Source organism: Burkholderia sp. BCC1993, from assembly GCF_905339865.1.
Taxonomy (GTDB): domain Bacteria; phylum Pseudomonadota; class Gammaproteobacteria; order Burkholderiales; family Burkholderiaceae; genus Burkholderia.
Window position 1 is genome coordinate 1 of sequence record NZ_CAJPGZ010000036.1, and the last position, 19,919, is coordinate 19,919.

Annotated in this window: 15 protein-coding genes and 3 pseudogenes; 6 read left to right on the forward strand and 12 right to left on the reverse strand. The window is 67.2% G+C overall.

The genetic code is table 11. From position 1 onward, the window contains the following. Window positions 1–360 precede the first annotated feature (360 nt). Window positions 361–831 (forward strand): ATPase, encoded by a 471-nt coding sequence (locus U4Y91_RS36095; protein WP_124489723.1) that lies wholly within the window; start codon window positions 361–363, stop codon window positions 829–831. A 161-nt stretch (window positions 832–992) separates the two neighbouring features. On the opposite strand, the gene U4Y91_RS36100 is transcribed toward U4Y91_RS36095, so the two are convergent. From U4Y91_RS36100 to U4Y91_RS36130, 7 genes are all read right to left on the reverse strand, one after another. Next, on the reverse strand, window positions 993–1,697 hold the full coding sequence (locus U4Y91_RS36100) for a DUF429 domain-containing protein (RefSeq protein ID WP_321809061.1): 705 nt from the start codon (window positions 1,695–1,697) through the stop codon (window positions 993–995). A 9-nt stretch (window positions 1,698–1,706) separates the two neighbouring features. Next, window positions 1,707–2,231 carry an HD domain-containing protein gene (locus U4Y91_RS36105; RefSeq protein WP_044848835.1) on the reverse strand — a complete coding sequence of 175 codons (525 nt, stop codon included), beginning with the start codon at window positions 2,229–2,231 and terminating at the stop codon, window positions 1,707–1,709. Between the two features lie 121 nt (window positions 2,232–2,352). After that, window positions 2,353–5,823, reverse strand: coding sequence for an ATP-binding protein (locus U4Y91_RS36110; protein WP_321809062.1), 3,471 nt, complete (start codon window positions 5,821–5,823; stop codon window positions 2,353–2,355). A gap of 3 nt (window positions 5,824–5,826) precedes the next feature. After that, the gene (locus tag U4Y91_RS36115; protein ID WP_321809063.1) at window positions 5,827–7,077 is read right to left on the reverse strand and encodes a DNA repair exonuclease; all 1,251 of its coding nucleotides are present in this window, start codon (window positions 7,075–7,077) and stop codon (window positions 5,827–5,829) included. Window positions 7,078–7,702: 625 nt separating this feature from the next. Next, window positions 7,703–8,242, reverse strand: coding sequence for a hypothetical protein (locus tag U4Y91_RS36120; protein WP_257773456.1), 540 nt, complete (start codon window positions 8,240–8,242; stop codon window positions 7,703–7,705). 247 nt (window positions 8,243–8,489) lie between these two features. After that, on the reverse strand, window positions 8,490–8,903 hold the full coding sequence (locus U4Y91_RS36125; RefSeq protein ID WP_321809064.1) for a hypothetical protein: 414 nt from the start codon (window positions 8,901–8,903) through the stop codon (window positions 8,490–8,492). Between the two features lie 103 nt (window positions 8,904–9,006). Beyond that, a complete protein-coding gene (locus U4Y91_RS36130; RefSeq protein WP_321809065.1) occupies window positions 9,007–10,995 on the reverse strand; it encodes a gamma-glutamyltransferase family protein in 1,989 nt (662 codons plus the stop codon). Window positions 10,996–11,214: 219 nt separating this feature from the next. Here U4Y91_RS36130 and U4Y91_RS36135 point away from each other — a divergent pair. Further along, window positions 11,215–11,563: pseudogene (locus U4Y91_RS36135) on the forward strand (site-specific integrase); the annotation flags it as partial. 51 nt (window positions 11,564–11,614) lie between these two features. On the opposite strand, the gene U4Y91_RS36140 reads toward U4Y91_RS36135, so the two are convergent. The 3 genes and pseudogenes from U4Y91_RS36140 to U4Y91_RS36150 all read right to left on the reverse strand — a co-directional run. Beyond that, entirely contained in the window at window positions 11,615–12,094 is a 480-nt protein-coding gene (locus tag U4Y91_RS36140) for an RES family NAD+ phosphorylase (RefSeq protein ID WP_321809066.1), read from the reverse strand. Further along, complete coding sequence (locus tag U4Y91_RS36145; protein ID WP_044848829.1) at window positions 12,091–12,546, reverse strand: antitoxin Xre/MbcA/ParS toxin-binding domain-containing protein; 456 nt, start codon at window positions 12,544–12,546, stop codon at window positions 12,091–12,093. Before U4Y91_RS36145 ends, U4Y91_RS36140 begins: the two co-directional genes overlap by 4 nt. Window positions 12,547–12,880: 334 nt before the next feature. Further along, window positions 12,881–13,420 (reverse strand): annotated as a pseudogene (locus tag U4Y91_RS36150) (HD domain-containing protein); the annotation flags it as partial. A gap of 2 nt (window positions 13,421–13,422) precedes the next feature. On the opposite strand from U4Y91_RS36150, the pseudogene U4Y91_RS36155 reads away from it, so the two are divergent. The 3 genes and pseudogenes from U4Y91_RS36155 to U4Y91_RS36165 form a co-directional block, all read left to right on the forward strand. After that, window positions 13,423–13,797 (forward strand): annotated as a pseudogene (locus tag U4Y91_RS36155) (helix-turn-helix domain-containing protein); the annotation flags it as partial. 459 nt (window positions 13,798–14,256) lie between these two features. Then, complete coding sequence (locus U4Y91_RS36160) at window positions 14,257–14,568, forward strand: DUF4148 domain-containing protein (protein ID WP_321809067.1); 312 nt, start codon at window positions 14,257–14,259, stop codon at window positions 14,566–14,568. Window positions 14,569–14,880: 312 nt separating this feature from the next. After that, window positions 14,881–15,594, forward strand: a complete 714-nt coding sequence (locus tag U4Y91_RS36165; RefSeq protein ID WP_321809068.1) for a dienelactone hydrolase family protein — start codon at window positions 14,881–14,883, stop codon at window positions 15,592–15,594. Window positions 15,595–16,102: 508 nt separating this feature from the next. On the opposite strand, the gene U4Y91_RS36170 is transcribed toward U4Y91_RS36165, so the two are convergent. Then, window positions 16,103–17,044, reverse strand: a complete 942-nt coding sequence (locus U4Y91_RS36170; protein WP_321809069.1) for a LysR family transcriptional regulator — start codon at window positions 17,042–17,044, stop codon at window positions 16,103–16,105. Between the two features lie 237 nt (window positions 17,045–17,281). Then, window positions 17,282–18,571, reverse strand: coding sequence for an adenylosuccinate synthase (locus U4Y91_RS36175; protein ID WP_321809070.1), 1,290 nt, complete (start codon window positions 18,569–18,571; stop codon window positions 17,282–17,284). 140 nt (window positions 18,572–18,711) lie between these two features. Here U4Y91_RS36175 and gcvA point away from each other — a divergent pair, with 140 nt between their 5' ends. Continuing rightward, entirely contained in the window at window positions 18,712–19,617 is a 906-nt protein-coding gene (gcvA, locus tag U4Y91_RS36180) for a transcriptional regulator GcvA (RefSeq protein ID WP_321809071.1), read from the forward strand. The last annotated feature ends 302 nt before the right edge of the window (window positions 19,618–19,919 follow it).

Genomic DNA, 19,919 nt, shown 5'->3' on the forward strand with positions numbered 1-19,919 from the left:
TCGTGTGCGCCGGGGCTCCTACCACCCGCCCTCAACCGCACCGCTTCCCTTCTTCTCCCGCGCCGTGTTTCCGTTAGCGCGAAAGAGGCGTGATTCTAAGCACCTGCCCTCATCTCCGCAACCCCTTTGTGAAAATATTTTGAAAAAGCCCCGTGCGCTGCCGCGCACGGGGCTGGAGTGTCACGCTCAGCACATACTGCAGCGCGAGAAGTCCACGACGGATCCGGGGCGCCTCCTTCTTTCCTCTTATCTATATATAGGCGGTCGACGACATCCTCTGTTCCGCCGCGCTCCGTATTGGCGTCGCGCTCTCGTCATCCGGCTGCGGAACAAACGAAGGGGCGCACGCCGTCGAGTATCATGCCGCGATCGAACAACGCACTCACACCGACGATGGACAGCACCACACAATCCGGCGACGCCGATCTCCGCGATGAATACGCCGCGCTGCGCGAGCGCGCCGTCATGCTCGAAGAACAGGTCCCGCCGCTCCTGCAACGCATCTCGGATGTCCTGCCGCGCATCAGCGGCGAGTCCGAACTGGCGGACGAGCATCGTGAACGGCTCGTCGGCGCGCGCAACGCAGCGATGGTCTCGATCGAAAACTATCAACAGGCGATCCCGTTCCTGCAGACCGCCGACTCGATCATCGAGCAGCTCGACAAGACGCCCGAGCGCGACGAGGACATCGAGTGGCGCGAATCGCTGCTGCAGCGGCTCGACGAACTGATCGACGTCGCGGTCGTGATGATCGACGATGCGCAAGGCTACTTCGAGCAGGCAGATGCCTGCGATCTCTCCAGCGTGCCGAAGTCCATTCTCGAAGACTGAGCATCACGGCCGTGAGGCATACGGTGCGTCGACTGCCTATGTTGACGCGCACGCCACCTGCTCCTCACATGCCGACCGGCTGTCCCTGCTCGACACCGTGACGTCGACAGTCCGATGCGCGTCCCGAAAAAGCTCACCCTGCTGCCACGGGTTCACGGGTATCAGCGAGCCGCGGCCCGTGACTGGAGCGTATCGAGAACGATCGTCTCGCCGACGACCGGTACACGGATATACCCGCCCTGAGCATCGCCATACGCGTGCGCGCTGCCGTCGATCACGTATTGCGCGGTCAATGCGCACAGCGTGGCGTCCCGCGCGTCGACCGATCGCAACGTCGACACGTCGATTCCGAGTTGCGCGAGCAATTGCCGCCGCTGGTTGCGTTTCTGCTTCGCCGACGCAATCGCCTTGCCGAGCAACGCGCAGGTAATCGCGTACGGATAAGTCTCGAAGCTCACACGCCCGCCGGCATATCGGGCGTCGGTCAGCAGCGGATAGGCGCCGGCCAGCGCGCGGTAGACGCGCTCCCCCATGAACATCCAGTCGAAAAAGCCCGACGTGCTGGCCACGGCCTGCTCGCGCGACGGCGTCGGGAAACATGAGATCCGTTCACGCGCGAGCGCCTGCTCGGCCGCCCGGCGTCCGCTTCCGGTCCACCACAGGCTCGGCGCGTCGACGCCGACCGCCACCACGTCATGCTCGATACACAGCGAAGGCAGCGCTTCGGGCGCGATCCGCGCCTCGCGCCAGACGATCGTCGAGCCGCGCAGGATCACGAGGTCGCACTGCTTCCTGTCGCCGCCCACGTCGACGCCCGCCACCGCAGGCAGTGACCGCGCGACGGATCGGGATCGGGCCGCCTGCATGGCCGCGCGTCAGTCGGCCGGCCGCGCGTCGTACGCGGCGTCGAAGATCCCTTCCAGGCCCGGATGTACGCCGCGCATCCGGTCGACGACCGACTTCGCCCAGTCGAAGTACGCCTGCTTGCGCTCGAGCGGCCAGTCTGCGGGCGGATGCCGGGCGATGTCGCGCAGGTTGCAGATCTTGTCCGCGAGCTTCACGAGCTTCGCGCGGCGGCTGATCGTCGCCGCATGCTCGACCTGCAGGCGCTTGCGCTCGTCCTTCGGCAACGACTTGTCGTCGGTGACTTCCATCACGATGTCCGCGACGTCCTTGCCGAACAGCCGCAGCAGTTCCTGCTCGGTGGTCTCCGTGTCCTCGATCGTGTCGTGCAACACCGCCGCGACGATCACGCGCTCGTCCTCGATGCCGGCTTCGTTGGCCAGCACAGCGGCCAGCGCAATCGGATGGTTGATGTATGGCGACGCCTCGTCGTCCTTGCGCCGCTGATTGCGATGCTTGTCCGCCGCGAACGCAATGGCAGCTACCAGCTTGTTCATGTTGACCCCTCGTGTGGCCGGACCCGTGACCGGCAGAACCGGTCGCGTGCGTTTCGGAACCGCACATACTACCTGTACGCGATGACCATTCCCACGTATCGGGACATCGGGCCGCCCGGCGTCATGCGCCGGCTGCCTCGCGTTGCAGCGCGACCACGTTGACCTGCGCGCCGAACACGTCCCGCACGAGCGGCAGCAGATGATCGTGGTGCGTCAGGAACAGCACCTGGGTTCGCGTCGACAGATCGCGCAGCGCCTCGAGCCCCGCCTTCGCACGTGCATCGTCGAAGTTGATGAACAGGTCGTCGGCAACGAACGGCAGCCCGGTCCTGCTGGCGAGCTGCAGTTCGAGCGCCGCGATCCGCAGCGCGAGGAACAACTGGTCGCGCGTCCCTTCGCTCAGGCCGGCGACCTCGACCGACGCGCCCTTCGTGCGCCGCGCATACAGCGCGGGCGGCGTCCGTTCGGTGTCGACGGTCAGCCGCGCGAATTCGCCCAGCGTGAGTCCCGCGAAAATCTCGCCCGCCCGGCGCAGCATCGGCCCCTGCTTCTGGTCGCGATAACGATCGGTCGCCCACTTCAGCAAGCGACTCGCGGTCGCCGCTTCCAGATACTGTTCCGCTGCATCGCCCATCGCCGCGAGCGCTTCCTGCCGCTTGGCTTCGGCCACGGCCGCGTTCGCCTGGCCGTCGATCGCGCCGAATGCCTGCCGGGCCACGACCTGCTGCTGCGCGAGCGCGTTCAGGCGCGTGCCGACGTCGCCCAGCGACTGCTTCACCGCTTCGAGATGCGCGGGCACGTCGGCGATGTCCTGTTCCGCGACCTCGGCCTCGACGGCCGGCTGGGACAACCCGTCGCCGTCGCGCACCAGCGCCTCCTTCGCGGCATCGACGGCCTGTCGAAGCTGGCGCTGCCGATCCGATTGCTCGGCCAGTGGCAGCGCCGCGTCGATCGACGCGACGCCGGCCAGTTGCAGCAACGGCTGAATGCGTGCATCCGCGCCTGCCACCGCGGCGGCGGCATCGGCGACCTTGCCGTCAGCCTGCCGCACCGCGTCGTCGGCACGACCGACCGCACGCGCGGTTTCCCGTGCGGCCGCAACGCGCATCGTCAACCGGCGCGCAACGTCCAGCCAGTCGCCGCTCGCCAGCCACGCGGGCTCGAGCGCTTCGGCCAGCCGCCGTGCGCCGGCCTCGAGCGCGACCAGCTCCGCACGGATCGCGGTCATCCGGTTGCGCGGCGCATCGGCGTCGGCCAGTTCGGCGGTCACCGTATTCGCGAGCGCGAGCGCACCTTCCGCGGCAGCCAGCGTCACCGCATGTGCGGACAGCTTCGCGTCGGCAAGCGCGTCGCGCCATTGCGCATGCCACGCATCGTAGGCGGTCTGGGCCTGGCCGGCGCGCGAACGAGCCGTCGCGCATCCGCGTTCGGCTTCGCGCGCGCGGTCCTCCAGGCTGTCCTTTTGTGCGAGCGTCTTCTCCGCCGACTGCACGAACGTCCCGGCGATCGCGATGAGTGCCGTCAGGCCGTCGGCGTCGCCGCCGCGCGATACCACGCGCAGCGCCGAACGCAACGCGGCTTCCGCGCCGGCGCGTGCATCGCGGATCGTCGCGAATTCGCGGCGCAGGCGGTCGAGTTCCAGCTGCGCGGCAAACACCGTGTCGCGCTTCGCGAGCCAGTCGCCCATCGCCGCCAGCGGCATGCCGGGCACGCCGGCCGTCGTCGCCAGTTCGGCCCACGCGTCGCGATGTGCCGCCAGCTCGCGTTCGCGCTCGTCCACGGTCGCCTGCCGGCGCGTCAACACGACGTGCGCGGATTCGACCTGCTGACGCAGCGATTGCAGTGTCGCCGCCGCTTGCGTGGCGCCGAGCTGCGCATCGACGAGTTCGTCGGCAAGGCGAATCGCATCGTCGACGGCTGGTGCGCCGGTTGCGAGATCCACCGCGCCACTGCGAACGTCGCCCCAGGCGCAATCGCGGCGAGCGCGCGCCGCCAGCACGTCGGCGGTCGTGACGACCTTGTGGGTCTGAGCGAAATGCTTCTCCTGCAGTTCGAGCCGCTCGTGTTCTTCCTGCGCGCCGTCCCGTGCATCGCGTGCGGCGGCGGCCGCGCTCGCGCGCTCGCTTGCTTCGGTCAGCAGCACACCGAGCCGCGCCGCCGACGGCACGTCGAGCGCACGCAGCGCGTCGACCGGCTTGCGCCACTGGCCGAGCGCATCGAGCGCGTCGGACAGCGTGTGCTCGGCGGCCGCGATGTCGCGTTCGAGTGCCTGTTCACGCTGCCCGCTATTGCGAAAGCCCTGCGCATCGGCGAGCGCCGCACGAAGCGCTTCAGGCACATCGACGGTCGACAGGCGCGCCAGTTGTTCCTGTGCCTGCGCGAGTTCCTGCGTGCGCTCGTCGAACGACTCGCGCGCGCCGGCCAGCGCCTGATGCAGCGCGCCGTGGTCGCGCAGCAGGTTCGCGACCGTCTTCAGCGACAGCGCGGTCGGCAGGGCCGCGCGCAGCGACGTCTCGTCGGTCGGCCAGCCGAGCTGCGCGGCGGCCGAACCCGCGGCGGACAGATGCCGCTCGACGTCCGCGCCGAGCAACAGCAGATCCTGTGCATGATTCATGCATGCGCCGCGCAGCCGGTCGAGCGCTTCGATATCGGCTTCGAGCGCCAGCGCATCGGCATCCGGATCGATCGCATCACGTGCCTGCCGTTTCGCGAGCAGATCCACACGCCGTTCCTCGAGCACCTTCTGTTCGGCCGCGAGATCACCTTGCGCTTTCAGCAAGTCGGCATACGCGGTCGGCGGCAGCTCGACGACGGCCCCCAGTTCGGCCAGCGCCGCTTCCTTGATCGTCAGTTCCTTCAGGTACGGCGCCAGCCGCCGCACGCGCTCGAGCTTCGAGCGCAGCGCTTCAAGGCGACGCTGCTCCACGCGCGCCTGCTCGATCTCCTGCTCGACCGCGTCGCGCGCCTCCTTGCGATCGACCCAGTCGCGCGTGCGCACCTGGACCGCCTTCAGTTCGCCAACTGCTTCGTTGAACGACGTCTCGGCCTGCGCGAATGCGCTGCCGCTGCGCCGCGGCGCCCACAGCTCGCCCGCGCGCGCATCGAGTTCCTCGCGCACGGGGCCGAGCGTGCCGACGCCCGCCGCCGATTCGAACAGCACCTGGCCGAGCTTGTCGGACGCGTCGAGAATGCTCCGGCCGCCGTCGACGAGCCGCCCGTGATCGAGCCCGAACATCTGCTCGAAGAACTCGCGCGTCGCGCCGTCGAGGATGGCGTTGAGATAGTCGTCCGGCAGCTTGTCGTCGGCGGGCGTGCGCAGCGAACTGCGCCCGCGGGCGCGATGAAAGGCGAGCGCGCCCGCGCCGCCCTCCAGCACACCGCCGATCCGCAGTTCGGGCGTCGCATGCAGGAAGTCGAGCGGCGTCTGCAGTTTCATCCCGAACAGCAGTTCCGACACGGCCGTCCGGATCGTCGACTTGCCGGCCTCGTTCGGCCCCACGATCACGTGGAAATCCTGGCCGGCCGACGGAAAGCGCAGCGTCTCGTCGGTGAACTTGCCGTACTTGATCAGGTCGAGCTGGCTGATGCGCATCGCTTATTCCCCCCTCGCCAGCCGCGCGAGCAACGCGGGACCGACCTGCTCGACCAGCGCCGTAAGTTCGCCGGCGCGCGCCATCGTCAGCAGCGGCACCTCTTCCTTCACGTCGCTGCGCACCTTGCCGACGAACGGCTTCAGGTCGCGTTCGAGCAGCGCGAGAAAATCCGGATCGTGTGCGGCGTCGGCCAGGATCTGTTTCAGATCCTCCAGCGCCTCGAGTTGCTCGCTCTCGCCCTGCGGCTGCTCAGGCGCGGACGTCGCGAGCCGGACCTTCTCCAGCCACAGCCGTTCGTTGCCGATGATGCCGATCTGGTTCAGCACCTCCGCACGCAATTGCGGCGCACGGCCGAAGAAGAGACCGTGCGCGGGCGTGCGCCCCGTGACCGTCACGCGCACCGCGCGCGGCACGTGGCCATCGACGCTCAACAGCGCCTCCAGCGACTGGCCGATCTTTCTCGACAGGTCGACGACCGTCAGGCAGTCGGACGCGTCGACCGACAACGCTTCCCATCGCAGCACGTCGAGGTACAGGCGCTCGACGTGCGTACGCCCCTGCTCGACCGTCACGAGCACCGCGCCGCGGCGGCCCGTCTCGCGGATATGGCGCCCCTGCAGGTTGCCGGGAAACACGACGGTCGACGGCCCCGGCCAATGCTGGAACTCGTGCACGTGGCCGAGCGCCCAGTAGTCGTAGCCTTTCGCATGCAGTTCCGCCAGCGTGCACGGCGCATAGTTCGCATGCGCCGCATAGCCTTCGAGCGCGGTGTGCAGCACGCCGATGTTGTAATGGCCCGGCACGGGATCCGGATAGGCGATCGCGAGATTGTCGACGACGGCCTTGTCCTTGAAGCTCTGCCCGTGCAGCGCGACGTCGAATTCCGGCAGCTTGAAGGTTTCCGGCTTGCGGTGGCCGAACACGGTGACGTTGTCGGGCAAGGTCAGCTTCTTCGTCATCTCGCTTTCGGCATCGTGATTGCCGCCGAGCACGAACGCGCGAATGCCGGCCTTGCGCAGGCGGCCCATTTGCTGGCCGAAGAAAATGCCGGTGTTGTGGTCCTTCCAGTCGCCGTCGTACAGGTCGCCGGCGATCACGAGGAACGCGACTTCCTCTTCGATCGCACGATCCACGAGCTGCCGCAGCGCCTCGCGCGACGCGTTGCGCAACTGCGCGGCCGGCGCATCCGGATACGCGCTCAGGCCGTGCAGCGGGCTATCAAGGTGAATGTCTGCGGCGTGGATGAACTTCACGAAGATTCCTCTGGTTCATGACGAAAGGGCGATGTCGACCGGCATTGCATTGTGCGCCGTCGAACGACGCGCGCGGCCGCCGGTCGCAATCCGGACCGCCGCCGGGTGCGCCGTCGCGGGTGGCGGCGCTCGTCCGCACCGATCGTGCCGCCCGTCGCCAGCGGGTCGGGATGGTACCTGAAAGCGGGCGCCGCGAATTCGTCCGGCCTGGCGCCCGCCGTGCTCACCCCGCACGCGTCACTCGCCGCGCGGCATGGGCGGTGACGCGCAAGCCGCGAGCCACAGCACGCAGGCAAGCGCAAGAAGACGGAACGGGATGGTCATGGTCGTGATGCCTCGGAATGTTATCGGACCACGCCGGGCGGGCCGGGGCGGCACTTTGGAGTCGTCTGTCGTCACGATGCCGATCGGACATGCTTGCCTGCATCGACCGGTGCCGCGCAAGGGCGACCGGCGACCGGGAGCCCCGCTATTTAAGCATGGCGGGCAGGCAATGGGCAGAGGGTGCGCGGCACGCCGGTTCCGGTTCGCGGCACACGGACGCGGCCACGACGCGCGGCTCGCGCCAACAAAAAAAACCCGGCCCGCATCGAAGCGGGCCGGGCCTTGGCTAAAAGCGTATCGCTTACAGCGCGCCGCCTTGTGCCGACGCCGAACCCTTCACGCCAACCGATGCGCCGCCCTGCACCGAGTTCGCCGCACCCTCGAGTGCTTCGCCGGCCTTCGCCTTCGCGCCGCCTGCGACATCACCCGCCGTCGACACCGCGCCTTGCGCGTGGCTCTTTGCCGAGGATGCAACGTGCTTCACGTGCGACTTCGTCGTGTGCACGGCCGATGCCGCGGCATCCTTCGCCGCGCCTGCAGCCGAACCGACCGCCTGCGTCGCACCGCCAACCGCGTTGCCCGCTGCCGAGCCGACGCCGCCGACCGTCTTGCCCACGCCGTTCAGCGCACCGCCGACCAGGTTGCCTGCGCCCGAACCCGAGCCCGCGGCATTCGCGCCTGCACCCGCCTGCACGCCCACGCCGCCGCCGAGCAGCGGCGTCTGGACTTGTGCGCCGACGCCGGCGGAACCTTCTGCGCCCGTCTGGGCCGTTTGTGCGAAAGCGGCCGATGCGATTGCCGTCAGCGCGGCGCCAAGCAGAATCGTGCGAATCTTGTTCATGGTCATTCTCCCCAAAGACGTTGTTGCTGCGGGCCGCCTTCGTGCGGCTTGTCGCATGCCTCACCGCGACGTGCGGCAGGTGGAGCCAATGTAGCCGCACCCACGCCCAAAACCACCGAATTGCGGGGACTGTTACTTCCGTTGCAAATGCTGACGATTGACTCACACTGTTTGACAATCATTGCGGCAGGCACGTGATTGACATCGTCCGATCGCATGCATCGGCGCATCCGGTACGCCGCATCGGCTAGCAGGGAAACCGGCCGTTCCTGTAGGCATCCCAAAGAACGCGTGACGGCCAGCCGTCGGTGCGGCCCGACAGCCGGCTTCGCGCGATCAGCTCGATGTCGTCCGACACGCACGCCGCGATGTCGGCATTCCCCGATGCGCGGAACGCGAGCCTGAACGCCTTTTCCCTGAGGGCATCCACGGCCGGCTTGTCCAGCACGGCGCCAGGGTCGCCGTCGATTTCATCGAATGCCGTCATCCAGCCGGCGTCGAACGGCTCCGCCTCGCGGCTGGCCAGCGCGCGATCGCAATCGACGTCGCCGAGAAAATCGAAAAACCCCGGGCCCGACAGGATGGCGTCCATTTCAAGCAGATGCGCGTTCGTCACGGCGCCCCCTTGCCACGATGCGTGGCCGTTCTGTTCGTCGATCATAGCTGCCGTGTGCCGCCTTCATGTTCCGCATCGGTGACGTGCAGCACCCTACCCGCCGCGACCGGCAGAGCTGAGCCGCACGCTGTCCTCCGATGCCGCCAGCTTACGGCCTGAACGTGTCACCCAGCACGACGCCTTCTCGACGCGGATCGGTACCGCCCTGCAGCGCGGGCGACTGGCCGACCGTCACGCGCATCACGGTGTTGACGCCGCTCGCCTGCGCGGACGTCGAGACCTTGTGCCCGAGCGCGACGAGCCCCGCGATCAGCGGATCGTTCGCGCCTTGGTTCGATGCATCGACGTTCGGATGCTCGCCGCCGATGTTCGTCGTCGGGCTGTTGCTCGCGCCGAAGTCGACGAGGCCCGCGGACTGCTGCGCGTCGAGCCCCCAGTCGAGCGCGCCGACGAGCGTCTTCACCACGTATTGCGGAATCGTGCCGCCGCCCGGCGAACCGGTCGCCATCACGAAATCGCCGCGCGAGCCATCCGCGGCCTTGCCGAACACGATCGTCGGCGCCATCGAGCTGCGCGGTCGCTTGCCCGGCTGCAAGCGGTTCGCCACCGGATTGCCGGCGCTGTCGACCGGGTTCGCGGAGAAATCGGTCAGCTGGTTGTTCAGCAGGAAGCCGTGGGTCATGTGAAACGAGCCCATGCTCGACTCGACGGTCGTCGTCGCGCTCAGCACGTTGCCGTCGCCGTCGACGATCGTGAACTGGTTCGTGCCGTGCTCGATCAGCGTCGTGTCGACGCCGAGCGGCACCGCGCCGAGATTGCCGGGCTGCGCGGTGCCCATGCTGCGGCTCGTGTCGATCAACGCGGCACGCGACTTCAGGTACGGCTTGTTCAGCAGCGTGTCCCATGTGCCGCCCGGCAGCGGCACGAAATCCGTATCGGCCACGTACTTGTCGCGATCGGCATACGCGAGACGCTCGGCTTCGGTGATCAGGTGCACGCCGGCGACGGTCGGCTTGCCGCCTTCGAAATCGATCGCCGTCGGCTTCAGCGGCTTCAGGTCGAAGTTCTCGAGCATGCCCAGCGCCGACGCGACCGCGATACCGCCCGACGACGGCGGCGGCATCCCGCACACCCAGTAGCTGCGATAGGTCGTGCACACGGGCTCGCGACGCTTCGCCTGGTAGGCGGCCAGATCGGCGACGGTCGTCTTGCCCGGCGTGATCGTCGAGCCGTCGGCGCCCTGCGTCGTCGCGATCTTCGCGACGATGTCCTGCGCGATCTGCCCCGTGTACAGCGCGCTCGCGCCGGACTGCGCCATCAGCGTCAACGTGTGCGCGTAAGCCGGGTTCTTCAGTACGGTGCCGAGCGTTTTCGGCGTGCCGTCCGCGTTCAGGAAATACGCGGCGGCCTCGGGATCGCGCTTCAGGTTGGCGGCATTCAACGCGATCGCATCAGCGAGCCGGCCGCCGATCGGGAAGCCGTTGGTCGCGAGCGTGATCGCGTCGCCGAACAGCCCCTGCCACGGCAGCTTGCCATGATCCTGCTGCAGCGCCTCGATGAGCCTCGGCACGCCGATCGTGCCGATCGAACGGCCGCTTGCGCGCGCGTTCGGTTGCGGTGCCGACTGGTCGGTCCGGTCGTCGACGTAGCGCAGGTCGTTCTCGGTTGCCGCGGCCGGTGCCGTTTCCCGTCCGTCGTACGCCTGCAGTGTCTTGCCGCGCGCATCGTAGTAGAGCAGCACGCCACCCGAGCCGAGGCCGGTCGCCTCGGGCACCGTCAGGCCGAGCACGGCCTGCACGGCGACTGCCGCATCGGCGGCCGTGCCGCCCCGCTTCAGCACCGCACAGCCGGCCGCACTGGCATACGCGTTCGAGGTCGCCACCAGGTACGTCTTCGCATGGACGGGTTTCATGCCGGTGCGATAACCCGACGAGGCTTCCGGCAGCGAAGGATCGCCCGGCTGGTTCGAGCCCACGACGACCGTCGAGCCGCTGCTGTCGAGCGCGAGGCAGCTCGCGTCGGATGCGGGCGGCGACGTGGCGCCTGCATTGTTTTCGATATCGCCACCACCGCACGCCGTCATCAGGACGGCTGCGACCAACGCGGACGCGGACGGGAAAATTGCTGTTCGGTTCATTGTCTCTCGAGATTCTTGTCGACCGTTGCGATGTTCGTCATGCTGCCTGCCTCCTCGGCGGCCGGGCAACGCGATCGATAGTCCCACGAACGGATTTTTTTGTGCAAGAAGGGAACGGAGCGGTGTGACCGGCCGTCGAGCGTGCAACGTCGCTGAACCCGCTCGCGATCCGCTCGATGGACATGACGAGGCGCATGCCGCGCATTGACGGCCTGATCGCCGGCGCGGACGATCGGACTCGCTTCGTTTGCGCGGGCGCCGCTCGCTGCGTGGCGATCGATGTCGACGGATGCGTCGACTTCGGCGCGGCTGTTTCCCGCACCGCGCAGCGGCAGTGCAATGAACGACATGTGCCTGCCGTTCGTCGTGCACGACGCACTGACCGCGACCGGCTTTCACGCCCCCGGACCTGAGTTCGCGCGTGCTGCGCAGCACGTCCGCGCGCCGCCAGTTGCTCGACGGCCATCCGCATGCCGACATCAGCGCGATGCTTGACCTCGCCAGTTCACGAACGGTCACGCGGATCCGGCAGACGCCGGCGCCCGCTGCGGCCGCGGACCGCGCCGCGCCGCGCGCGAGCGCTGATCGGCACTGTGCGCGCGACGATGCGCAATCAGCCCTATTCGCTCTTGTTCGACTGGATCAGCCGCAGAATCCGGCTGTCGTACGGCGACTGCATGACTTCGGCGATGCGGATGTCGGATGCGGCAGGGTGCAGTGGATTCAACAGGAAGTTGTGCGCGTGCGGCACGACGACGCTCGGTACGCGCAACAAGGCACTCGGCTGCGTGTGCAGCCACTCGGTGCCGGCGCTGCGGGTCCAGTCGACGTCCTCTCGCCAGTCGGCCGGCGCATCGCCATCCGCGATCTCGGCAACATCCACCGATTCAGGCACCTCGACCCGAAGCAGTTGGTAGCCGCTCGGCAATTGCGCAACGGTGGCGATTTCGAAGTGAACGAGCGTCTCGAGCAGCGCGAGCGCCGGATGCTCGGCGAGGTAGACGACGGGCTGCCCGGCAAAATGCCAGCGCCCGCCGGCCCGCAATCCGCCGATGCCTTTCAGGTCCGCGTAATTGCTGATGCGCCACAGCGTCGTCAAGCGAAGTACCCCTCGTCGATCTGCGTGAGGGCTTCCTCGACGAGCCGCGCGCCATGCTCGGTACTCGCCATGTCGAGCGACGTGCGTCCGCCGAAGCGCTGGAGCCCGTTGCGCAGCCACGCCATCGCCTTGTCCTGGTCGCCGAACGTGGCCGTCGCCTGCGCGACGATGCGCGCCAGCCGGATCGCCTTGTCGGACTCCTCCTGCGACAGCCGCTCGTGCGCCTGGCGGCGATGGCTCAGCGTGCGCCGCGGGATGATGAAGGCGAGTTCGTCCGACTTCAGGCCGCGCTCCGACAGCCGGTCGATCACCGCGACGTCGACGCGCGCGCTCGCCAGCTCGGCGAGATCGGCGCCCGAGCGCACGCGAATCGCGAGCAGTTGCTCGAGGATCGTGAACTCGGCCTGGCGCGGGTGCGCGACGCCCGAAGGGTGAAACGCGATCGTACTCATGACTCTTCTCCGGCAATTTGCCCAACCATTATAGGCGTTTTGCCGAAGACGGGCGGATTCGGTCGTCAGCCGGTCGACGGCGGGCAGTTGCGGGTGTCGGCGAAACGGGGCTTCCCGCTCGCCGCCCCGGCACGCGTGGCCGGAGATGCGCGCCTGGAGTGAGATCGTGAAATTCACGTATATGAAGTCAGTGGCTGACGTCATGAAGTTGTCACGTAACAACTTTTCTAATGAATATTCCATCGACGAAACGGAGCCCGCCCCGTCTGGGCACCGAATGCGACATGCGCCGCACCGGTTGCCTTTCATCCTCCCTGCCCGCCACCGACACCGATCAACCGGCCCACGCCGACGCTCGGATCACGCTGCAGAAATTGCCTGCATGGAAATGCGGATCCTTGTCGGCCAGCACATCGGCCTTTACGTTGCCGAACGTCGTGTCCGGCTTGTGCCGGATGCCGTCGTAGAACGCCTGGATGATGTCCTCCTTGAAGCGCGGCGTGCGCGGATGCGCGCGGACGACGGCTTCTCGCTCGACGTCGCTGTACTCCGGATACGCGAGGCCCAGCACGTCCATCTCGACACCCGCGGTGACGAGCGCGACGACCGGATGCATGTGCTGCGGAATGCCGGGGGTGGTGTGCAGTGCGATCGCGGTCCACACGACGTCGATGTCCTGTTGCGAAATGCCCCTGCTCTTCAGGAAATCGCGGGCGGCATTGGCGCCGTCCACTTCGAATCGCTCACACGCGCTGCTGTGTCGATGCGTGAGCCCCATGTCATGGAACATGCAGCCGCAATAGAGCAGTTCGGGGTCGTAGCTCAACCCGCGGCGCTGGCCCGTGAGCGCACCGAAGTAGTACACGCGGCTGGAGCGGGCAGCTCCAGTTCAGCCGCAGCGGCGCGGCACGCCCGGCGGGACGTTCGGTGCTGCAGGAAGTCCAGCGCTGGATCGCCAGCCATCCGGAACTCGAACATTCGGTGGCGGAACTCGCGAAGCATGCGGGCATGAGCCCGCGCCACTTCGCACGGCTCTTTCGCGCGGAGGTCGGCATGACGCCAGCCGCGTGGGTCGAAGCGACCCGCGTCGCGGCGGCTCGCCAGTTGCTCGAAAACGGACACGACACGCCGAAGCAGGTCGCCGCGAAATGCGGCTTCGCGAATGTCGATACGCTCAGACGGTCGTTCGCGCGGCATGTCGGGATCACGCCTGCCGAATACCGGAAACGGCAGGCGGTCGTCGACGCGTGATGCGGTACGCGCGACGAGACGGCACGGGCATTCCCGTCGATGCGCGAAGAAAGGCTGGTCTCGATTTCAACGCGATGGGACGCGCGGATTTCCGTGCCCACCATCAATACTTCGTTATCCGATTCAATTGAGCTTTCTATCGGACAAGGTCGGGGCCAAGGTCGGCGTGCGGTCGTCATACGCCCCCATGGTGGAGCACGCCGGCCCGTCGTTTTTGCGTCGACATGCCATGCTCGACTCACCGCCGCCGCGACGATCATGCCCCGCCTCAACCCGTGCCCGCCATCAGGCACGCCAACAATCGTCCGACAAAACCCGTTTTTCCCGCGAATCGTTTACCCAGTTGCAATAATTATTCGCTGGAACGCCTATTTCCGACCGGTATCGCGATCGCTACGATGCAATCAACCGCTCGACGCAACAAGCGAAGCGCGAAATCTACGAAAACCGGAGGTCATCATGAAGTCGTTCATCTACGCAGTCGCCGCTGCCAGCGCCCTGTCCGCATCGTTCGGCGCATTCGCTCAGTCGAACCCGTCGGACCAACTGACGCGTGCCCAGGTCCGCGCAGAGCTCGTCCAGCTCGAACAGGCCGGGTACAAGCCGGAAGTCTCCGATGTCCACTACCCGAATGCGCTGCAGACCGCGCAGGCGCGCGTGACGAACGGCGACGCAACGGGTTACGGCGCACAGTCCGCCGCCGGCGTGCGTGCCGGCCGCGCGATCGCGGTCAAGCAGAACGCTCGCGACTCGGTCTATTTCGGTCAGTAAGACTGCCGCACGCGACGCATACCGCGATACGCCCGCTGCCGACGCAACACCCCGCTCCCGTCCATCGGGGCGGGGTGTTGTGTTTTCGGCGCACGCGACATGCGCGCCGCACGACGCCCGATCGATGCGCGAGCGCGGATCGGCCGCCGCATCGCGCCGTTCACGCAGACCGCCGGCGTTTGCGCATAGAATGGCCGCGTGGTCGGCGCCGGCCGAAGCGAACGCGAGCGAGGCCTCGACTCACCGGGCATACCGCACTCGCTGGCCGACCCGATGCCGCACTCATCGCATTTTTCGAAAAGGAGCGGTTTCATGTCTCAAACATCCGGTTCCATGATCACGTTTCGCCGTCCGGACGGCCAGGAACTGCAGGGCTACCTCGCCACGCCGGAACAGACCGAAGGTGCACCCGCGGTCGTCGTCATCCAGGAGTGGTGGGGCCTGAATGACCAGATCCGCGGCGTCGCCGATCGCCTCGCGCGCTGCGGCTACTTCGCGCTCGTGCCCGACCTGTATCGCGGCAAGTCGACGGTCGAGGAGGAAGAAGCGCACCACCTGATGACGGGCCTCGATTTCGGCGACGCCGCGTCGCAGGACATTCCCGGCGCGGTTCAATACCTGAAGACGCGCGCGTCGCGCGTGGCGGTCACCGGCTTCTGCATGGGTGGCGCGCTCACGCTGCTGTCGCTGCAGTTCGCCGAGGCGGACGCCGGCGTCACGTGGTACGGCTTCCCTCCGCTCGACTACCTCGACCCGTCGAAGATCAAGGTGCCGCTGATGGGTCACTGGAGTACGCAGGATGCGTTCTTCGCGATCGACCAGGTCGATGCGCTGGAGAAGAAGCTGACCGATGCAAAGGTCGACGTCGAATTCCACCGCTATCTCGCGCATCACGCGTTCGCGAACGAAACGGCCGTCGGCCCCGGCCGCATCGGCGGCACGCAGTTCGATCCGGTGTGGTCGCAGATCGCGTGGGATCGCACGCTCACGTTCTTCGGGCGCACGCTCTGGGACAAGCAGCAGTAATACCGCAGCAGGCACCCGCCGCTGCCGTGCAGCGATGCACGTCAGGCAAAACGCCACGGACTTGCATCCGTGGCGTCGTCGTATGCGGGAAGGATTGCGTTACGCGAGCGGCGGTGGCGCCTGCCGCGATCGCCAGACCGGCCTCGATCGGCTGGCGACGGGATCCGGATAGTCGGTCTGCGACGGAAGCCTGTGTTCGACCGGGAGGAACCGGAGGAGCGGGTTGCGCGTGGCCGGTGCGCGACATGCAAACGGTCGAGTGAAAGCGCGGGCACGCGTCGAATCGATGCCAGGCGGTCGACGCTTCGCACCGCACCGACGATCTCCGATATCGAAAGCAGGGTTTCCATAACGGCGCGCATCGAGCGATGCAGCCGGTCGGTGAAGTCGTGCCGCGTCTTTTTCACCATCAATTTAGGTGTGCAAAGTATCTTGCGCAGCCGAACCTGGATTCCAGGACGATGCGTGGGCCGCGCCATTCGATCCGGCACACGTCGTCCGCCTTCGCTCAGGACTCGCAGGAACCGCGCAGCGCAGCCTCGTCGGCGGACAGCATTTCAGGGACGCATTCGCGCAGGAAATCGACGAAGGTACGGATCTTCGCGTCGAGGTACTGGCGCGACGCGTACAGCGCGTAGACCGTCAGTTTCTGCAGTCGGTACTCGGGCAACACGCGAACCAGCGCACCGCTCGCCAGTGCGGGCACCGCGGTCGACATCGGCAACGAACCGATGCCGAGGCCGGCGCGCAGCGCGGCGCCGAGCGCGTCGGCGATGTTGACCTGGAAATCCGCCAGCGGCAGTTCGAACGTCTCGCGACCGTCGGGGCCGTCAAGATGCCAGCGGTCGCGCGGAAAGATCGGCGTGACGATCTGCAGGCACGCATGCGCTTCGAGATCGCGCACGGTGCGCGGTGTCCCGCGTTCCTTCAGGTACGCCGGCGACGCGCACAGCACGCTGTGCACATCGCCAAGCCGCTGCGACACCAGCCCCGAGTCGGGCAACTCCGTCGTGCTCAGTTGCAGCGACACGTCGTAGCCTTCGTCGATGATGTCGGGCACGTGCTGCGACAGCGTGAGCTCGACGGCCACCGACGGATAGCGCTGCCGGTATCGCACCACTGCGGGCACCAGGTAGGCCTGGCCGAAACTGGTCGTCGCGTGCACATGCAGGCGCCCCGACGGCTTCGCCTGCGCGTCGGCCGCCTCGGCTTCCGCTTCGTCGATATAGCCGAGGATGCGCTGGCATCGGTCGAGATAGCGCTGTCCGGCATCGGTCAATGCGATGCGGCGCGTGCTCCGGTTGAGCAGACGGGTGCGCAGGTGCGTTTCGAGTTGCGCGACCGAACGCGATGCGTAGGCGGTGGTGATGTCCAGGCGCTGGGCCGCGCTCGTGAAGCTGCCCTCCTCCGCCACCCGGACGAAAATGCGCATCATCTGTAACGTGTCCATCGACATGTCCCCGGGATTGAAATCGCTTCGCAGCGGCGCCCGCCCCGGCACAGGCCGGTCTGGCGCGAATCGTGCGGAACAGTACCGCAGCGGTGCAGGCGTGTCCAGTTTGCCGTGCGCCGCAGCGGCAGGCCGTCGCTCACGCGACAACCCATGCCGCAGGACGACCGGCACCGGATCGATGCAGGCCGCATGGCGGCGGCCTGCCGGGCACGCATTGCGCGTGCCGCGTCGCGCTCAGGCCGGGTCGAAAGGATTGCTCAGCACGATCGTGTCGTCGCGCTCGGCGCCGGTCGTGATCATCGATACAGGCACGCCCGCGACCGCCTCGACGCGTGCGATGAAATCCTGTGCGGCACGCGGCAGCGCCGCACGCTCGCGCACGCCCTTCACGGTCCCGTCCCACCCGGCGAACGTTTCATAGACGGGCGTTGCGCGCGCCTGCGCATCGAGGCTCGCGGGCAGATGGTCGACGCGTGCGCCGTCGAGTTCATAGCCGACACACAGCTCGATCGACGCAAAGCCGTCGAGCACGTCGAGCTTGGTGAGCGCGAGCGAATCGATACCCGAGATCCGGACGGCCTGCCGCAACTGCGCGGCATCGAGCCATCCGCAGCGGCGCGGCCGGCCCGTGTTGACGCCGAATTCCTGTCCGCGTGCGCGCAGCGTTTCGCCGGTGGCGTCGTTCAGTTCGGTGAGGAAAGGGCCGCCGCCGACGCGCGTCGCGTACGCCTTGGTCACGCCCAGCACGTGGCCGAGTTTCGACGCGCCGAGGCCGGTGCCGGCCGCCGCGGCCGATGCAACGGTGCCCGACGACGTCACGAACGGATACGTGCCCCAGTCGATGTCGAGCATCACGGCCTGCGAGCCCTCGAACAGGATGCGCTCGCCGCGCTCGTTCGCGTCGTTGAGGTCGGCCCACACGGGACGCACGAACGGCAGGATCTTCGGTGCGATGTCGACCAGCATTGACAGCATCGCGTCGCGCGAGCATGGCTCGAGCCCCAGGCCGCGGAACCATGCATTGTGGTGATCGACCAGCACGTCGAGCTTGTCGGCAAGCCGGTCCGGCTCCGCCAGATCGGCAACCCGCAGCCCGCGGCGCCCCACCTTGTCCTCGTAGGCCGGCCCGATCCCGCGCAGCGTGGTGCCGATGGGTTCGCGACGCAGACGCTCCTGCGCCTGATCGATCGCACGGTGAATCGGCAGGACCAGCGTGGCGTTCTCCGCGATCGACAGATTGTCCGGCGTCACCGACAGCCCGAGCTCGGCCATCCGCCCGATCTCGGCCAGCAGCGCCTCCGGATCGAGCGCCACGCCGTTGCCGATCACGCCGCGCTTGCCGCGCACGATGCCGCTCGGCAACAGCGCGAGCTTGTACGTCTTGTCGCCGACGACCAATGTATGGCCCGCGTTGTGGCCGCCGTTGTAGCGTGCGACGAGATCGGCCTGCGCCGCCAGCCAGTCCACGACGCGCCCCTTGCCTTCGTCGCCCCATTGGGCGCCTACCACCACCACGTTCGGCATGCTCCATACTCCATGTGAGAAATTCAGACACATATTCCGGCCGCATCGGCCGTTTGTGTGCCATATTGGCGAAGCATGATCGCCCGATCAAACGATTAAATCTGAGCATTCGTGTGAGTAAACATCACGCGAAACGATGAATGGCCCGACGACTCCCTCCATTGAATTCGCTGCGCGCGTTCGAAGCCGCGGCCCGGCTCGGCAGTTTCACGCTCGCCGCCGACGAGCTGTGCGTGACGCATGGCGCGATCAGCCGGCATGTCCAGCAACTGGAGGCGTGGCTTGGCCGGCCGCTGTTCGAGCGGCACAACCGGCGGGTCGACCTGACCGATGCCGGTCGCGCGTACCTCGCCGAGGTCGGTGCATCGTTCGACCGGATTGCGCTGGCCACCGCGCAGCATTTCGGCCAGGGGCAGCAGCGCGTGCTGCGCGTCAGCGCGCCCGCGACGTTTTCGCTGCGCTGGCTCGTGCCGAAGCTGTCGTCGTTCCAGGTCGCCCATCCGGCCGTCGAAGTGCGGCTGTCGACATCGAACGAGCCGATCGAGAAGTTGCGCGACAAGGTCGACCTGATCGTCCGCGGCGGCCCGCAGGCAATCGACGGCTATGTCGCCGAGGAATTCCTGTCCGAAGTCAGGCTGCCCGTATGCGCGCCGAAGCTGCTCGAGGGCAGGCCGTTGCGTACGCCGGCCGATCTCTCGGGCTTCACGCTGCTGCATGCGGCGACCTATCCCGGCATGTGGCCCGAGTGGCTCGCGGCAGCGGGGCACGCGAATCTGGTGCCGCGGCATTCGCTCACGCTCGAGCATTTCTATCTGACGCTGCAAGGCGCGCTCGACGGTCTCGGCGTCGCGATGGGGCCGATCGCGCTCGTCGCGGACGACATCGCCGAAGGCCGGCTGGTGCAGCCGTTCAGCGAACCGGCACTGCCGCCGTGGCGCTACTTCACTTATGTGGCGGCTGCACGCGCGGAGGACGAAACCGTGCGGGCGTTCAAGGACTGGCTGAAAGTGACGGGGAATGCGTCGGCAGCGAACGTGCGGCGCTGACCAAGTCCGGACGTCAGCGACGATCGCCCGGCCGGTGCGGGTTTCGGGCGCCGTTGCGACGCTGCGTATTGCTCATGCATGAACGTCTTTCGTCTCGTCGTTCATCCAACGATTTTTTTCATTCCGTAGGATTACTATTCGTCTGAATGGAACGGACAGAGCAGGAAGGTTCAACGCATCGAGGTGGTTTCCACCTCATCGAAAAACAAAGGATATCGAATTATTTGATGCGGATGTGATACCCGCGTGGATGCCCGGACGCGCATCGCGTTTCCACAGCACAAACGACAAACCCCGGCTCG

Excerpts from the sequence above, each read along its gene's own strand:
- U4Y91_RS36175 (WP_321809070.1), bottom strand. The coding sequence starts at position 18,571 with ATGCCGAACGTGGTGGTGGTAGGCGCCCAATGGGGCGACGAAGGCAAG.
- U4Y91_RS36130 (WP_321809065.1), bottom strand. The coding sequence starts at position 10,995 with ATGAACCGAACAGCAATTTTCCCGTCCGCGTCCGCGTTGGTCGCAGCC.
- U4Y91_RS36110 (WP_321809062.1), bottom strand. The coding sequence starts at position 5,823 with ATGCGCATCAGCCAGCTCGACCTGATCAAGTACGGCAAGTTCACCGAC.
- U4Y91_RS36105 (WP_044848835.1), bottom strand. The coding sequence starts at position 2,231 with ATGAACAAGCTGGTAGCTGCCATTGCGTTCGCGGCGGACAAGCATCGC.
- U4Y91_RS36095 (WP_124489723.1), top strand. The coding sequence starts at position 361 with ATGCCGCGATCGAACAACGCACTCACACCGACGATGGACAGCACCACA.
- gcvA (WP_321809071.1), top strand. The coding sequence starts at position 18,712 with ATGGCCCGACGACTCCCTCCATTGAATTCGCTGCGCGCGTTCGAAGCC.
- U4Y91_RS36165 (WP_321809068.1), top strand. The coding sequence starts at position 14,881 with ATGTCTCAAACATCCGGTTCCATGATCACGTTTCGCCGTCCGGACGGC.
- U4Y91_RS36125 (WP_321809064.1), bottom strand. The coding sequence starts at position 8,903 with ATGATCGACGAACAGAACGGCCACGCATCGTGGCAAGGGGGCGCCGTG.
- U4Y91_RS36120 (WP_257773456.1), bottom strand. The coding sequence starts at position 8,242 with ATGAACAAGATTCGCACGATTCTGCTTGGCGCCGCGCTGACGGCAATC.
- U4Y91_RS36100 (WP_321809061.1), bottom strand. The coding sequence starts at position 1,697 with ATGCAGGCGGCCCGATCCCGATCCGTCGCGCGGTCACTGCCTGCGGTG.
- U4Y91_RS36160 (WP_321809067.1), top strand. The coding sequence starts at position 14,257 with ATGAAGTCGTTCATCTACGCAGTCGCCGCTGCCAGCGCCCTGTCCGCA.
- U4Y91_RS36170 (WP_321809069.1), bottom strand. The coding sequence starts at position 17,044 with ATGGACACGTTACAGATGATGCGCATTTTCGTCCGGGTGGCGGAGGAG.
- U4Y91_RS36145 (WP_044848829.1), bottom strand. The coding sequence starts at position 12,546 with ATGAGTACGATCGCGTTTCACCCTTCGGGCGTCGCGCACCCGCGCCAG.